This is a genomic window from Rhodococcus sp. IEGM 1330 (genome assembly GCF_033142445.1).
Lineage (GTDB): Bacteria > Actinomycetota > Actinomycetes > Mycobacteriales > Mycobacteriaceae > Rhodococcoides.
Window position 1 is genome coordinate 50,133 of record NZ_JAWLSB010000007.1, and the last position, 15,761, is coordinate 65,893.

General features: G+C 65.6%; 12 protein-coding genes. 8 read left to right on the forward strand and 4 right to left on the reverse strand.

The features are described from left to right. Nucleotides 1-18 precede the first annotated feature (18 nt). The 4 genes from R4P57_RS17115 (at nt 19) to R4P57_RS17130 (ending at nt 5,381) form a co-directional block, all read left to right on the forward strand. The gene (locus R4P57_RS17115) at nt 19-1,176 is read left to right on the forward strand and encodes a hypothetical protein (RefSeq protein WP_317804006.1); all 1,158 of its coding nucleotides are present in this window, start codon (nt 19-21) and stop codon (nt 1,174-1,176) included. Then, nucleotides 1,173-2,816 carry an Hsp70 family protein gene (locus tag R4P57_RS17120; protein WP_317804007.1) on the forward strand — a complete coding sequence of 548 codons (1,644 nt, stop codon included), beginning with the start codon at nt 1,173-1,175 and terminating at the stop codon, nt 2,814-2,816. Before R4P57_RS17115 ends, R4P57_RS17120 begins: the two co-directional genes overlap by 4 nt. Before the next feature lie 75 nt (nt 2,817-2,891). Then, nucleotides 2,892-4,190, forward strand: coding sequence for a S1 family peptidase (locus R4P57_RS17125; RefSeq protein WP_317804008.1), 1,299 nt, complete (start codon nt 2,892-2,894; stop codon nt 4,188-4,190). Nucleotides 4,191-4,271: 81 nt separating this feature from the next. Then, nucleotides 4,272-5,381, forward strand: coding sequence for a S1 family peptidase (locus tag R4P57_RS17130; protein WP_317804009.1), 1,110 nt, complete (start codon nt 4,272-4,274; stop codon nt 5,379-5,381). On the opposite strand, the gene R4P57_RS17135 is transcribed toward R4P57_RS17130, so the two are convergent. Then, nucleotides 5,378-6,496, reverse strand: coding sequence for a GNAT family N-acetyltransferase (locus R4P57_RS17135; RefSeq protein WP_317804010.1), 1,119 nt, complete (start codon nt 6,494-6,496; stop codon nt 5,378-5,380). The genes R4P57_RS17130 and R4P57_RS17135 overlap by 4 nt on opposite strands. Before the next feature lie 170 nt (nt 6,497-6,666). Then, a complete protein-coding gene (locus R4P57_RS17140; RefSeq protein ID WP_317804011.1) occupies nt 6,667-7,323 on the reverse strand; it encodes an ammonium transporter in 657 nt (218 codons plus the stop codon). A gap of 591 nt (nt 7,324-7,914) precedes the next feature. Here R4P57_RS17140 and R4P57_RS17145 point away from each other — a divergent pair. From R4P57_RS17145 to R4P57_RS17155, 3 genes are all read left to right on the forward strand, one after another. Next, the gene (locus R4P57_RS17145) at nt 7,915-11,193 is read left to right on the forward strand and encodes a heterodisulfide reductase-related iron-sulfur binding cluster (protein WP_317804012.1); all 3,279 of its coding nucleotides are present in this window, start codon (nt 7,915-7,917) and stop codon (nt 11,191-11,193) included. Nucleotides 11,194-11,363: 170 nt separating this feature from the next. Next, nucleotides 11,364-12,356: a hypothetical protein gene (locus tag R4P57_RS17150; protein WP_317804013.1), complete on the forward strand. Its 993-nt coding sequence runs from the start codon at nt 11,364-11,366 to the stop codon at nt 12,354-12,356. 88 nt (nt 12,357-12,444) lie between these two features. Next, nucleotides 12,445-12,714: a hypothetical protein gene (locus R4P57_RS17155; protein WP_317804014.1), complete on the forward strand. Its 270-nt coding sequence runs from the start codon at nt 12,445-12,447 to the stop codon at nt 12,712-12,714. Here the strand turns inward: R4P57_RS17155 and R4P57_RS17160 are convergent. Beyond that, nucleotides 12,707-14,626 carry a prolyl oligopeptidase family serine peptidase gene (locus R4P57_RS17160; protein ID WP_317804015.1) on the reverse strand — a complete coding sequence of 640 codons (1,920 nt, stop codon included), beginning with the start codon at nt 14,624-14,626 and terminating at the stop codon, nt 12,707-12,709. The genes R4P57_RS17155 and R4P57_RS17160 overlap by 8 nt on opposite strands. Nucleotides 14,627-14,727: 101 nt before the next feature. Between R4P57_RS17160 and R4P57_RS17165 the strand changes: the two genes are divergently transcribed. Beyond that, complete coding sequence (locus tag R4P57_RS17165; protein WP_317804016.1) at nt 14,728-14,955, forward strand: DUF3263 domain-containing protein; 228 nt, start codon at nt 14,728-14,730, stop codon at nt 14,953-14,955. Between the two features lie 7 nt (nt 14,956-14,962). On the opposite strand, the gene R4P57_RS17170 is transcribed toward R4P57_RS17165, so the two are convergent. Further along, nucleotides 14,963-15,700 (reverse strand): SOS response-associated peptidase, encoded by a 738-nt coding sequence (locus R4P57_RS17170; protein ID WP_317804017.1) that lies wholly within the window; start codon nt 15,698-15,700, stop codon nt 14,963-14,965. Between the last annotated feature and the right edge of the window lie 61 nt (nt 15,701-15,761).

The window sequence follows — 15,761 nt, forward strand, 5'->3', positions numbered from 1 at the left end:
AGAACAGGTAGCAGCCCCATGACCGAGCAGCCCGGCAGTGCGAGTGTCGGCGCGCCGGATGTCGGCCTCTACCTGGACAACGAGCGCGCCGTCGCCGCCGTGTCCCATCCGATTGCGCCCGGACCGTCGTTGCATCTGGCGTCGCTGCACTCGACCGTGCTCAACACTCATCCCGACGGCACCGTCTCGCTCGGAGATGCGACCGACGACGATTCCGAGGCCTACACACATTTTCTCGACTCCCTCGCCGACGGCGTGGGTGTAACCGGAAGCAAGGGCACCGTCTTCCCTGCCGAGCAACTGACGTCGATGGCCCTGCTGTGCCTGCTCACCGAGGTGGCGTCGTCCATCGGTCTGCGGCCCGGTGATCTGGCCGCGGCTGCGACCTATCCCGCCGGGTGGACGGCCGAGCAGGTGTTCGCGTTGCGTTCGGCGATGAACGCGCACGGGCTCGCACACGTGTCGCTGGTCGCCGAAGCAGAGGCGCTCGCCGCATGGAACGCATCGGTCCTGCAGACCCTGGAGAAGAAGGACACCGCCGTCGCCGCCGCACGCGGTGCTGCGATTCTGGCTGCGCAATTCCCCGTCGACGCCGTCACCGAGCGGTTCGCGGTGGTCGGCCCGACGAGATCGGACCGTCGCCCACTTTTCGCTGCGGCAGCGTTCGCCGCCGCGTTGACGGTCGGTGCCGCGCTCGTCGCGCTGCAACTCGGTACGTCCACCGACACCACAGTCCCCGCCATCGACAACGCCCGGGTGATGCCGCCCACGTCGTCGATCGGCTCCGGGTCGGGTGGCCCGATCGACTTCCCCACCGTCGTCGTGGAGCCGGCCGCCGAGATGGTTCCCGTCGTTCCGCCTCCGGCGACCACCACCACGCAAGAGACGACCCCGACCGAAACCTCCGAACGCCCGCGGAGCGAACCGACCGAGACCGACATCGAGACGCGCCCAGCGATCGACGCACCCGGGGGCGACGACCGCGAGGAGCCTCCGATCGTCGTCGAACCGGTCGAGCCGGAACTGCCGGTCGAGGAGCCCACCGACGAGCCCGTCGAGACTCCCGAAACCGGCCCGGACGACGAGCAGCCCGCATCCGAGCAGATTCCGGCGGCCCGAGGCGGCACAACCTCCGACCGAGCGTCGAACGAACGATCGACAGGGGCAACTCCATGAGCGGTGCCGGACATCTCGGAATCACCGTGGGCAACACCAGGTCCGTCGCGGCCTACCGCGCATCGGTAGAGGACGAACCGACGGTGGTCGTCCTGCCGACGACCCTGCGATTCGACGAGGACGGCCGCGCCCACCTCGGTGAACCCGCCGACACGGTCCCGTTCACCCGGTTCGTGGACCTCGTCGGTCAGCAGGAGGATCTCGAGCCCGACGCCGACGCCTACCGCGCCGAGGACTTGATGGCCAACGCCGCCAACTGCCTCGTCACGATGGTGTCCGCGACGGCCGGCGTGTCCAGCGACATGCCCGTCACGACCATGACGTACCCGACGCGGTGGACCCGGGCCGCCGTCGCCCTGCTGCGTGACGCCCTCGATCACACCGGCCTCACCGATGTTGCCCTGGTGCCCGACGCCAAAGCCGCCAGCGCGTTCGCGCAGCCGAGTCCGGGAACGGCGGTCACGGTGGTCGACATCGGAGCCACCGGCACCGACATCTCCACTTATCCCGGAGGTGGGACGGTGCGCAGCACCGACGTCGGCGGAGACGCCATTACCGACGCCCTCTTCGATCACGTGGTGACCGATCGCGAGCACATCGACCTGTCCGACACGGCAGTCCTGGCGGCCCTTGCAGGCGTCGTCGCCTCCTGCGAGGCGGCCAAGCAGACCTTGAGCACGTCCGACGACGCCACGATCTCGGTCGAACTTCCCGGTGTCTCGCAGTCCACGACGGTGACACGAGCCGAGTTCGCGAACCTCGTCGCACCGTTGCTGGGCCTGCTCGACGTGCCGGAGACCGGCACCGTGATACTCACCGGCGGCAGCGCCGCACTCCCGTCGGTTGCGACGGACATCGGCGAACGCTCGTCGGGCCGAGTGGTGGTCGAGCCGCTCGCTGCGACCCGCGGCGCACTGTTGCTCGCCGAGGTCGACGACGTCGACGGCAATTCTCTGATCACCGGTGCCGCGCCGGTCGTCACCCGAAACGACGGCACGGAGTCCCTCGACACCGACGCCATCCCGGTCGTCGCACCCGAGCGGTCCCTCGCGTTCTCCGAGGCAATTCCTGCGGTCGCTCCGGTGTTCGGCCATTCCGAATTTCGATCCGAGCCGATCGTTCCGGTCGACGAGAACGCGTCGACCACCGGTTACGCTCCCGTAGCTCCGGCCGTTGCCGCTGGATCGGTAGGGGTGAAGAAGGAGCGCAGCGAGCGTTCGAGGACGATCGCCACCATCGTCGCTGGCGCAGCGGCAGGCGTGGTCATCGTCCTCGCGATCGCGGCACTGAGCGGAGTGTTCGGTGACGCTCCCGCCGCGACACCTCCGACCGTCACCGATGCCGGCTCGACGATCGTCACCTCGACGCGCGCACCCTCGACCACCACCGCCACCCCCGTCGAGCCCGTTTTCGTACCTGAAGTCGTCGAACAGACGCCGAACGAGCCGGACATCGCGCCCGAACCGACTCCCGTGCCTGCCCCGGCACCCGCACCGCTCCCCGCACCTGTGCCCGTCGTTCCCACCACGATCCCCGTGCCCACCACGATCCCGATGACGACCACTCCGGTGGTCACGACCACGACGACTGCCACCACCACGAGTGCGACGACAACCACCACCACGGAATCCGCTCCCTGAGCTGGGCGAACACTGATTCTGCGCCCGATGCCCTAGGGTGGGTCGCTGACGACAAGCACCCGATGAAGGGATTTCATGCGTAACACCGGGGCGCTGCGTGCCGCAGTGCTGTGTTCGACGGCTTTTGTTCTTCTTGCTTCGTTCTCCGGGACAGCGGCAGCCGAACCCGTCGTCCAGTCACCCGCCGATCAGCTTCCCCGCGAGCTCGTCGAAGCCGTGCAGCGAGATCTGAAGATCTCCCCGCAGGAGTATCTCGATCGTGCCGCCCGCGCGCAGGAACTCTCTGCATACGCATCGGACTTCCGGGCCAGCCGCCCCGCAGATTTTGCCGGTGCCTGGATCGGACCCGACGGCAATGCCGTCGTCGCCGTCACCTCGCCTGCTGCGGCACAGGCCGTCGCCAAGGACGGATACGCCACCGCGCAGTCGCCCGTGTCGGCAGACGGACTCGAGAAATCGCTCGCAGACCTCAACAGTTGGATCGTCGGCCTCCCCCGCGAGATCTCCGAGCAGATCAACGGAACCGCCATCGACTTCATCGACAATCAGATCGTCATCGACCTGGTGAACAGTCCGATCGGTAGCGCACTGAATCTGCCGACCCTGCTGGCGAACATCAAGGTCATCCTGTCCCCCGGCGGAAACAAGCCGGTCGACCCGACTCCGATGGGCGGCGACACCTACGTCACCACCTCCGGGCCCATCGTCGACGCTCCGGCAACCGACATCAGCATCTGCTCGTTCGGCTTCAACGCCGTCGACTCCTCCGGTGCCGCCGTCAATCTCACTGCAGGCCATTGCAATCCCAACAAGGCCACCGGATCCGGCGGCGCACCGGTCTACCTTCCCGATCCGGCCGACATTTCGCGCAGCACGCAGATCGGGTCGTTCGACCGGTCGAGCCTGGGCGCGGCGGACGGCCTCGACTGGTCGGTGATCGCCCTGAACGACACCGGCATCGCGTCCGGACTCGACCGCCCCACCGTCCGTGGCGCGAACGGCAGCACCGTCACCGTCACCGGAACCGCGGCACCGGTCATCGGAGCGCCCGTCTGCAAGTCCGGGCAGTCGTCGTCGTTCACCTGTGGAGTGGTTGCGGCCGATCGCGTCGAGACGCAGCTCTACATGGAGGACGGCACCTCCCGCACCGTGCGCGGATTCGCCAGCACCGCATGCACTCTCGCCGGCGACAGCGGCGGTGCCATCGTGACCGGAACGCTCGCGCTCGGAATCACCAGCGGATCCAACAGCGGCGGCGCACCCGATTGCAACGAGGCCAACCTGGCGCTGGCGCAGTACGGCGGCACGGCAAGCCTGGGCATTCCCATCGATCAGGTCACGCGCGCGACCGGGGCTACACTCCGCGCCGAGTAGTAGGTGCTTCGGGAGCCGTCCACCGCCTATAGTCGTACAACAGGTGAACGGCATCACATCTGCGATGCCCGGGGGGGGTCTATGCGTCGCCGAGCGATCCGGCTGTCGACTGTTGCAGTTCCGCTTCTGGCGACGATGGCGGTGTTCGCACCGACCGCGAGCGCAGAACCACGATTGCCTCCCGCGCTCGCCGACGCCGTGGCCCGCGACCTCGGCCTGACTCCGCAGCAATTTCTCGACCGGGCGGACGCGGCACGCCGGCTGGCCGAGTTCACCGACACGGTCGGTTCCGACGCGGTCACGAGTGCGTGGCTGGATGCGGACGGACGCCCCGTCGTCGCGGTGGCGGACGGACCTACCCACGCCGACGTGGCCGATGCCGCGTCGGCCAGTGGTTTCGGGATCGATGCCTCGCCCATCGAGATCCCGCCGGCAATTTTCGATGCCGTCCAGCCGCTGTTGGACCTGCTCCCGTTCGATCCGTCACCGACGGCAGGCCCGATTCGCGCAAGTTCGTATCTGGGCGGCGACAGCTTTCTCGCGGGTACACCTACCGGCCTCGGCCAGCGTTGCTCCCTCGGATTCAATGCCGTCGACTCGACGCACGGATCGGTCAACATCACTGCGGGCCATTGCAATCCGAGTGCCACCGATACCGGTTCCGCGGCCTCGACGGGCGCATATCCCATGTACGGCAGCCTCGTGGGTTCCAAGTTCGGCCAGTTCTACCGAACCAGCCAGTCCCGCAACGACTACGCGTTGATCGACATCGACGATGCCAACGTCGCCGAATTCGAGAGCAACGCCGTTCGAGTCCCCGGAGCGGGACCACTGCACATCACCGGAGCAGTCGACCCGATCGTGGGCGCTCCGGTCTGCAAGTCCGGATCCAGAACCGGATTCAGTTGCGGCACCATTCTTTCCACCGGCCAGCACGTCGTACTGGGCGACAATGTCCTGGACCGTGGCTTCTCCACCTCCATCTGCGCGTTGCGCGGCGACAGTGGCGGCCCCGTCGTCAGCGGCACCCTCGCTGTGGGCATCGCCAGTGCATCGAACGTGGGCGATCAGCCCTCCTGTGAGGTCGCGACCGTCGTCAGCATGCTGCAGGGCCAGCGGCCCGAACTGTTCGCCACCCCCATCAACGACATACTCGCCGAGAACGCAGGCCTGACGATCCGCACGTCTTAGTTCGTGGACGGCCGCAGACGTGACAGCATCGCGTAGCCGACCTTCCGCGCGTGCGCGAACCTGGGCGACAGCTCCCATCGACGCAGCAAGCCGACCAGAAATCGCGCACCGACCATGCGTGTGGGTACGGCCACCACTGCCAGCACGTCGTAGCCCGAGGTGGACCAGGACTGCTTGATGTCGTTGACACCGACACCCAGGTCCAGCACGGTCACGTCGAGCTCGTCGTGCGTCTGGACGAACCATTCCATCATCTGATGCCCGGGTTGGTACTTCGCAACCTTGGGGTCGTAGTGCGTCAACCACGCTTCGAGCCGCGCTCCTGTACGAAGGCAGATCTGATGCGCCCGCCATTGCCCCTCGACGCTCACTCCGGACAGAGCTAATCTCCCGGCCGCGGCTTCACGAGCCAGGAAGTCCTTGGCCGACGTCGAATGGTCGGCGGGCGATTCCTCCGCAAGGTAGTCGGTGCGATCGGTCTTGTCCGTCGACTCGGCCGCCAATCGGGAAATGTCCTGCCAGCGTCGTTCGAAATGCTCCGCATCGCGAACGGTCTCCATCGTGAGGGGACTCCCGGCCCGCTCGGCCTGACGCCTGTACTTCCCGAGTCGTTTCAGTGAACTGTGTCCCCGCACATCTCGAGCAGTACTTCCCGCCGGCATGTCGATCACCGGAACTCGCTCCCTCACGATCGACTCCGAACGCCAGCGCGGGTGCGCACCGAGCGCCTCGACGGCGATCCGGTTGTCGATCATCGAGTCCGCGTAGAAGATCAGCCCGCAGTCGTCGATGGCATCCCACAGGGCCCGAGACGACGCGTCGTCCTCACTGAGCAATTCCGTCGGGACACCCTGACCTGCTCCGAGAATCTTCGCCACCTTCAGCGGACCCAGACGCGTGACGAACATCGGTGCCAGAGCTACTACACGCAGGCCTCTACGTATGTGCACGAAGACGAGCTCACTGCCCGCCGGTCGTGGGGCATTCGCCGCGTAACTGGGACGAGAGGAGAAGACCGTGCCGACCCGCTCCGCCAGCGCGTCCCAGTCCTCACGCAGCCCCTCGGTCAGTTCTCTGTCCACGGCCGCGTGAGTGGTTTCGCAGTCGGTTTTCATGCTTTTTACTTTACGGAAAGTTTAATAAGCGTGTGAAAGCAGTTCTTTGTTGTGCGCGTTCCGCCGGTGCCCGTACGGGTGCGGCGGTCGACTGGACTCAGCGCTGGCCTACCCCGAACGCAGAAAACCCGCACCCTCGATGAGAGTGCGGGTTTTCAGTGAAGACTTGCTTACTGGGCCCAGACCGTGGTGCCCGGTGCCGCATTCAGCGTGTTGAGCAGGTCGATTCCGGCTACGACGAGAGTCGGGCCGCCGGCGGTGATGGTGCCCACTATTCCACCAATGGTGGCGGCCAACGGCACCGTCGCCAGACCCAGGAAGCCGCCCGCGAAGCCGAGCAAGCCCACGCCGAAACCAAGGGCAGTTCCGGTGAATCCGCCGATCGCGGTCGCGATGCCGAGCTGCGACGAGAAGTTCTGCTGCGCCTTGAGGTTCTCCTCGGGCGAAGCGACGGTCGTTGCGCCGATGCTGCGCGAGTTGGCTGATGCCTTCGTGAAGTCGAGGGCCGGAACCAGACGCAGGGTCTTGCCGTTGTCGTCGACGTTCTGCTCGTACGGGAAGTTGAGTCCGCCGAGGTTGAACGACAGCGGGAGCGTCACGAGGGTGTTGTCGGCGGCGTCGAGGACGTCGACCGTCTTGCCGTCGTCGGCGACTTTGAAGACGCCTGCATCGATGGTGGTGACGATCGTGCGATCGTCGAGATCGACGGTGTAGTTGGTGTCACCGGGGGCGGTTTCATCGGTGGGCTGCGCGTACGCGGTTCCGCTGGCCAGGCCCATCGCGACTGCGACGAGGGCCGACGTGACGACCAGTTTGCTGAGTTTCATGTGGAGTTCAGTTCCGTTTCTGTGCATTGAGTGCTTGGCAGTACCGCTAGGCAACCGTCAAACGCAAAGTCACCCCGATGACGCGTCTACGACTTGTGGTGCGCTCCGGAATTGTAGCGTACGAATCGGACCGGTCGTTGTCCTTTTGTGAGCGGTCATCCGCCTGTCAGTTACCCACTGTCACAAACATTTTGGATATTCGCAGCACAGCGGCTCCGGTCACGTCATGCTGGGATCGGACATGTCGATCGTTCGAACGATCGAGGAAGACCGGGCGCGTGATCCCACGGGCCACAGGTAGCTCTCCAACCACATCCCGTCACGCGTGCTGCGTAGGTAAGGACTGCCTTCTCGACAGCACCTCGACGGCCTACGCATACGGTGATCTGCGAGACAACCTACTGACGAGTTCAGCCCACCCGTCGGACGGCCTCACTTCCGCACCCACCAGCGTCGTTCGACCGGAACGATGCTAAGTTACTCGCCAGTACAGCAAGCATTGCTACCAGCGAGTAACAAGACGGTCGTCCCGTGCGGCCAGCTGAACCCGCGGTAGCTTTCCCAGCTGCCACCTGAACGAAAGGCCGCGACATGAACGCGCTGACGATCACGTTGGGCACTGTCGGTGCTCTGCTCAGCCTCGTGTGTTGGTATTCCTTCATCCGTGGCGGACTGAGGATGTTCAACATCGTCCGACTGGGCCAACCGGCCCCGGACCGCTGGCGCCCTATCGTGCCTCGCTTCAAGCAGATGGTCGTCGAGTTCCTCGCCCACACCAAGATGGTCAAGTTCCGCACCGTCGGCTGGGCACACTGGCTGGTGATGATCGGCTTCATGGCCGGAGCCGTGTTCTGGTTCGAGGCCTACGGCCAGACGTTCAACCCCGAGTTCCACTGGCCCATCGTCGGTGACTGGGCCGTCTACCACCTTATGGACGAGATTCTCGGTCTCGGAACTGTCATCGGCATCCTCACCTTGATCGTCATCCGTCAGCTCAACCACCCGCGCAAGCCCGAGCGTCAATCACGCTTCGCCGGCTCCGGGTTCAAGGCCGCCTACTTCGTCGAGGCAGTCGTCCTGGTCGAGGGACTCGGAATGGTCTTCGTCAAGGCCGGCAAGATCGCCACCTACGGCGACGCGAACCCGTACACCGACTTCTTCACCATGCGGGTGGCCACACTCCTCCCGGCCAGCGTCGAGATGGTGTCGATCTTCGCGTTCATCAAGCTGATGTCCGGCATGATCTGGCTCTACTACGTGGGCCAGAACATCAACTGGGGCGTCGCGTGGCACCGCTTCACCGCGTTCCCCAACATCTACTTCAAGCGGATGAACGACGGCAGCGTTGCGCTCGGACCGGCCAAGCCGATGATGTCCGGCGGCAAGGTTCTCGTGATGGAGGACGCCGACCCCGACGTCGACGCGTTCGGCGCAGGCAAGGTCGAGGACTTCAGCTGGAAGGGTTGGCTCGACTTCACCACCTGCACCGAGTGTGGCCGCTGCCAGTCTCAGTGCCCCGCGTGGAACACCGGCAAGCCGCTCTCCCCCAAGCTGCTGATCATGTCGCTGCGCGACCACAGCATGGCCAAGGCCCCGTACCTGCTGGCCGGCGGCAAGAAGGACATGGCAGGCGACGAGGTCGGACTCGTCGACTCCGAGGGCAACGTCGATCAAGCCAAGCTCGACGCAATTCCGCAGGCCGCCCGCGACGAAGCCGATCGCAAGCTCGTCGCCGACGCCATCGAGGGTGGCATCATCGATCCCGAGGTGCTGTGGAGCTGCACCACCTGTGGTGCCTGCGTCGAGCAGTGCCCGGTGGACATCGAGCACGTCGACCACATCATCGATATGCGCCGCTACCAGGTGCTGATCGAATCGGAGTTCCCGTCCGAGCTCGCGGGTCTGTTCAAGAACCTCGAGAACAAGGGCAACCCCTGGGGCCAGAACTCGAAGGATCGCCTCAACTGGATCAACGAGATGGACTTCGACATCCCGGTCTTCGGACAGGACGCCGATTCGTTCCAGGACTACGAGTACCTCTTCTGGGTCGGATGCGCCGGTGCCTACGAGGACCGCGCGAAGAAGACCACCAAGGCCGTCGCCGAATTGCTCGCTACCGCGGGAGTGAAGTTTCTGGTGCTCGGTGCGGACGAGACCTGCACCGGCGACTCCGCTCGCCGCGCCGGTAACGAGTTCCTGTTCCAGCAGCTCGCGATGCAGAACATCGAGACGATCAACAACGTCTTCGAGGGCGTCGAGCAGAAGAAGCGGAAGATCGTGGTCACGTGCGCCCACTGCTTCAATGCACTCGGAAACGAGTACCCGCAGGTCGGCGGCGACTACGACGTCGTGCACCACACGCAGCTGCTCAACCGTCTCGTGCGACAGAAGAAGCTGATCCCGGTGGCCTCGGTCAGCCAGGACATCACCTACCACGACCCGTGCTACCTCGGCCGTCACAACAAGGTCTACGACGCCCCGCGTGAGCTCATGGCCGCGTCGGGCTCCAACCTCAAGGAGATGCCGCGCCACGGTGAGCGGTCCATGTGCTGTGGTGCCGGTGGCGCACGCATGTGGATGGAAGAGAACATCGGCAAGCGCATCAACATCGACCGGGTCGACGAGGCACTGGCGACCAACCCGAAGAAGATCGCCACGGGTTGCCCGTTCTGCCGCGTGATGCTCACCGACGGTGTCACCGCACGTCAGGAAGGCGGCGCACACGAGGGCGTCGAGGTCGTCGATGTCGCGCAGCTGATGCTCGAGTCGATCACCCGCGTCGAATCGTCGGTGCTGGCCGAGAACATCAAGGTCATCCCCCGCGAGCGCACTCCGCAGGAAGAGCTCGCAACGGAAAACGCGATGGAGGTCGAAGAGGCCGAGCGCATCGCACCCGTCGAGGAACCGGCCGAAGCGAAGTCTGCTCCGGCGGCTCCGGCTCCCAAGGCCGGCGGACTGAAGATGAAGGGTCTGGCCAAGGCTCCGGGAGCGAAGGCACCCGGTTCCGCTGCACCGGCCGACAATGCCGATGCAGAACCCGCCGCCAAGCCCAAGGGTCTCGGCATGGCCGGGGGCAAGGCACCCGGCGGCAAGGGCCTGCAGATGAAGGGCAAGGCACCAGGCGCGAAGACGGCTGCACCTGCACCTGTCGACACTCCCGCGCCGGTCGAAACACCTGCTACCGCAGAGACCTCGGAGTCGACTCCGTCCGTCAAGCCCAAGGGTCTGGCTGTGAAGTCCGGATTCAAGAAGCCGGGCGCGAAGGCACCGGGGAAGCCCGCCGAGGCCATTGAGGCGTCGGCAACGGAGCCGTCGACAGCTGACGCACCTGCGGAATCGCCTTCTGCTGCAGCCGAATCCAAGCCGTCCGTCAAGCCCAAGGGTCTGGCTGTGAAGTCCGGATTCAAGAAGCCGGGCGCCAAGGCGCCGGGTAAGCCTGCTGCAGAAGCGCCGATCTCCGAAGCGCCCGCTGCGGAGGCTCCTGCTGCCGAGGCACCGGCTGCCGAGGCCACGGCGTCGGAAGCACCCGCCACCGAGGCTGCTGCAGCCGAATCCAAGCCGACCGTCCAGCCCAAGGGCCTGGCCGTGAAGTCCGGATTCAAGAAGCCGGGCGCACGGACGCCGGGTGCGGCCGCAGCTGCACCCGCTGAGCCCGAAAAGGCCGAGCCGAAGAACGCAGAGCCCGAGACGGCCGAGCCGACAACGGAACCCGAGGCACCCGCCGACGCACCGGCAGCGGAAGCACCAGCGGCCGAGGCACCTGCCGCGTCGGACACTGCCGGTGAATCCGACGATCGCACGCCACCCAAGCCGAAGGCCGGTGGGCTCGGATTCGCGCCGGGAGCCAAGGTTCCCGGTCGCCGAAAGTAACCTCACACCCTCTTTACCGACTGCGCGCCCCCGCTCACATCAGAGCAGGGGCGCGCAGTCGTCATTAGGGGTGTGAGGTCCCTGGCCCGAGTTATCCACAGGCACACCAGTTATCCACAATCGGGCACTTGGGGCTTGTCGAGACCGGCTGCGCCCGAGAGCATTCGTTCATGACCCGCATCGTCTCGCGATCCGACGCACTCTCCCGCGGAATGTCCGACGCAGAGTTGCAGCGCTACTGCCGAACGCGAGCGTGGCGGCGACTCCGTCCCGGAAGGTTCGTCAGCAGAGACGAATTCGACGCACTGTCGAGGGAAGACAAGCATCGGGTCATCGCCGAGGCCGTATTCGACGCGACCATCGCCCCCGATGCCGTGGTCAGCCATGTGAGCGCAGCAATATTCCATGGTCTCGAGGTATGGAATGCCGACCTGAGCCGAGTGCACATAACGCGCAATAGAGCCCGTGGCGGCGGTCGTAGCAGTGCCGTTCGAGCACTGCACACCTCGCCGTACACCGACGATGAAGTCGTGGACTTCGACGGCGTGCGAGTCACAGATCTGGCGCGCACCGTTGCCGATTGCGCTCGCTCACTTCCGTTCGAGACGGCTGTCTGTATCGCGGACTTCGCCGCGAGAACACGCGGACTCGCCACCGAAGATGTTGTTGCAGCGCTGGATTCATGTCCGAACCATCCGGGCAATCGGATGGCGCGCCGAGTCGCGGAATTCATGGACGGCCGGTCCGAGAGTGTCGGGGAATCACGCGCCCGAGTAGTGCTGCATCAGCTGGGCTACACACCGCAGCTGCAGGTGCGGATAGTCGATGATCGCGGCTTCGTCGGGCGCGTGGATTTCGATCTGCCCGACATCGAGTCTGTTCTCGAATTCGACGGCAAGGTGAAGTACGGACGCTACGTGCCCGTGGGGAAGTCTGCGGCCGATGTGTTGTGGGACGAGAAGCGTCGCGAGGATCGCATTCGCGCAACCGGCCGCCAAGTGGTGCGCATCGCCTGGTCGGATCTCGATCACCCCGAGCTCGTAGATCGGATGATCCGCGATGCTGCCGACAGAGCGGGACGACGCAACCGAGCGACCGTTCTACCGACCGCGCGCCTTTTATCGCGCCGAAATACAGGCGCGCACCCGGCACAAGCAGTGTGAGGTTCCGCGGACCCCCCTCGGAAGTGGCCGAATCGGACATCGTGAGTATGGTCGGACTCGAAGGCGTACCCGAGAAGTAGGAGCAGGCATGACCGACGACGCGGACAAGCTCTTTCGCCGCTACGACGCGTGGTGGACAGCGTTGACCCCCGACGACCGAGCTCACGTCGAGAAGTGTTGCGAATCGGGCCGCACCGACGAGCGCCTCTGTGCACTCATCCTCGAGAACGACGGCCCGTCGAAGGCAGCGTTCGAGGCGGGCAGCAAGTTGTCCGAGGGCAACAGCAAGTATTGCGCTATCCCCAGCGCGCTCCTCGAGTTTCTGGAAGCGAAGCGCGCGCACCCACCACTCAGCTAGCGGGACGCCACAGCTTCAGCTCGGGGATTCCGGGCGGCGTGAAGCCCATGACCTGGCCGTAGAAGGACAGTTCGGATTCTCGTGCGTTCACCTGTGTTTCCAGTTTGCGGAATCCGTGCGATTCGCCCGCATATGCCAGGTAGGCGTGCGGTATTCCCTTCTTCACCATGGCATCTCGGAACCGCTCGGCCTGTGACGGCGGCACGATCGGATCGTCGAGCCCCTGCAACAAAAGCACCGGGCAGGACAGTCCGTCGACGTTGTTGACCGGCGCGCGGGTGCGGTACAGGTCGATGGCCTCGGGCAACGGCCCGATGAGCCCGTCGATGTATCGGGACTCGAAGTCGTGGGTCTCGGCGACGAACAGCTCCAGCTCGGCAACACCGAAGTACGATGCGCCGCAAGCGAACACGTCGGAGGACGTCAGCGCAGCCAGGACCGTCCAACCACCGGCGGAGCCACCTTCGATGGCCAACCGCCGTGGGTCGGCGAGTCCGCTGTCGGCCAGCCCCTGCACCGCGGCGATGGTGTCTTCGACGTCGACCACTCCCCACTGCCCGCGCAGTCGGTTGCGGTATTCGCGCCCGTATCCACTCGACCCGCCGTAGTTCACATCGACGACGCCGATGCCGCGGCTGGTGAAGTAGGCGAACAACGGGTTCAGAGCGGGTGCCACGTGCGCGGTCGGGCCGCCGTGGACGAAGGCGACGTACGGCGGCAGTTCACCATCCAACCCCTCGTACAACGGGTTGCGCGGCGCATAGGTGATGGCGTGCACCTCACGGTTCGGCCCGTGGAACGTCACCTGACGCCCCTCGGGCAGGTATGCGCTGTCGGGCACGGATTCGAAACCCGAACGTACCGAGGTCAGTTCGCCGGATTCCAGGTCGAGGGCGAACAATCCACCCGCCACCCGAGCTCCGCCGCACTTGAGGAGAACGGTCGACCCGGAGCGCCCGCCGAGCCCCACCGAGGTCACACCGTCGAGGGCGATGTCCTCCAGTGCACCGGACGCAGGATCGAGTACCGCCAACATGTCGGTGCCGACGGTGCGCACGGTGAGCAGCTTCCCGTCGTCGAGCACCTCGTACCAGCTCGATCCCAACCGCCACAACGGAGCCCCGAAGTCGGCGTCGAGCGTCAGCAGCGGGGTGACCGAACCGTCGAGGGTGACCGAATGCAGGTTCCACCAACCACTTCGGTCACCGATCGCGTACAGCGATTCGTTGTCGATCCATTCCGGCTGCATCACCGATTCCTCGGTCGATCCGAGCAACACCGTCCATGCGCCGGGATCCGAGAGGGAGGCAACGCGTAGTTCGGATCCGTCCCAGGGCATCTGCGGGTGATTCCAGGCGATCCAGGCGATGCGGGTGCCGTCGGGTGACAGTCTCGGGAACGCAAGGAAGTCCGAGCCCGACACCAGCGAGCGCACCCCGCCGCCGCCGCCGCCGAGATCGATGGCCACGATGTCTCGTGACACCGCGCCTGCGTCGTGCATCTCGCGAACTGCGATCACGTCGGTGCCGACCACCGAGAGATCGGCGTACCGGATGCTCGACGCCACAGCCGGTTTCGGAGTCAGCGGTACGGGTGCACCGCCGGGGGTGAGTCGGTAGACGCGTTGATCGGAGAACTCGGCGAACACCAGGTCGCCGTCTGCCGTCGCGGTCCAGGCTCCCCCGCCGTATTCGTGGACGCGGGTGCGGGCGTTGAACGGTGCGGGCAGAACGGGCTGCACTTCTCCGTCGACGTGGCGGCAGATGGCCGTTCGACCCTGTTCGGCGGGCCGCAGTTCCGACCACCAGATCTCGCCGCCGACGAAGCAACCACCCTCGACGGGGTGGCCCGCCGACGACAGATCTGCTGCTGTGATGGGCGAGGGCCAGGATCCGAAGGCGAGAGCAGTCACGCCGTCCACCCTAGTGAACTGACGTGCCCGTAACGCATTGTTCACCGGCCCTTCAACCGTGACCCGGATGATGGGAGTCGAGTAGCACTAGGGGGAACACCATGCGCCGGACCACTACCCATTCGGTGGACCACGAGATCCTGACATTCGGCCGAACCTGGCGTGGGTACGGCGGTGGCAGCGACGAGGACATCTACGTGGCATTCGGCGTCGACGCGCGTACCTACTTCGTGCGACTGCGTCGCATCCTCGATTCGCCGGTCGCCGAGGAGCTGACCCCCGACGAGCGGGCCGCGATTGCCGACATCTGCCGAACGCGACTCGCCTGAACCACCGCTACACCGGCGTCAACAGCTCCGGGCTGTTGTTCTTCACGCTGTTCACCGCGGTGCCCACCTCGTAAGGTTCGAGCCGTGGTTCGGGGATCGCGGCCAACATGTCCTGTACCGCGCCGAGGTCGGTCACGGTGGGATCGAGCCAGGCGGCGCGCAGATCCGGTGGGAGCACGACGGGCGAGCGATCGTGAATGTGTCCGAGCGAATCGGCAGCCGGGGAGGTGAGCACGGTGACCGACCAGACCCAACGCGCCTCGTCGTCCTCGGCCTTGGTGGGGTCTCGCCACAGCTCGTACAGGCCGGCCATCGCCAATACGCCCCCAGGAGTGGAGCCTGCGGAACGACCCGTGTCACCGTCGTGCAGGAAGTACGGCACCTTCGCGCCGTCGCGCTTCTCCCACTCGTAGTACCCGTCGGCAGGGACGATGCATCGTCGACGGCTTGCCGCCTTCTTGAACGACGGCTTCTCGGTGACGGTCTCGGACCTGGCGTTGATCAGCCGGGAACCGATTTTCGCGTCCTTCGCCCACGACGGAATCAGACCCCAGCGCACCGACCTGAGCTGTCGCAGAGCGTCGGCGTCGGGCTCGTCCTTGGGCGTGCGTTCGAGCACCGTCCGCACGGTCTGCGTGGGGGCCACGTTGTACGACGGCGGCACCTCCGCACCGACGGTCTCGGCGATGTCGAACACCGCCTGCAGGTCACTGTCACTCCGGGTACTGGCATACCGTCCGCACATGGGAGACAGTGTTCCATCCCCCACCGACGGACTCGGCGAAACAACCTCGTGGAAACCGATA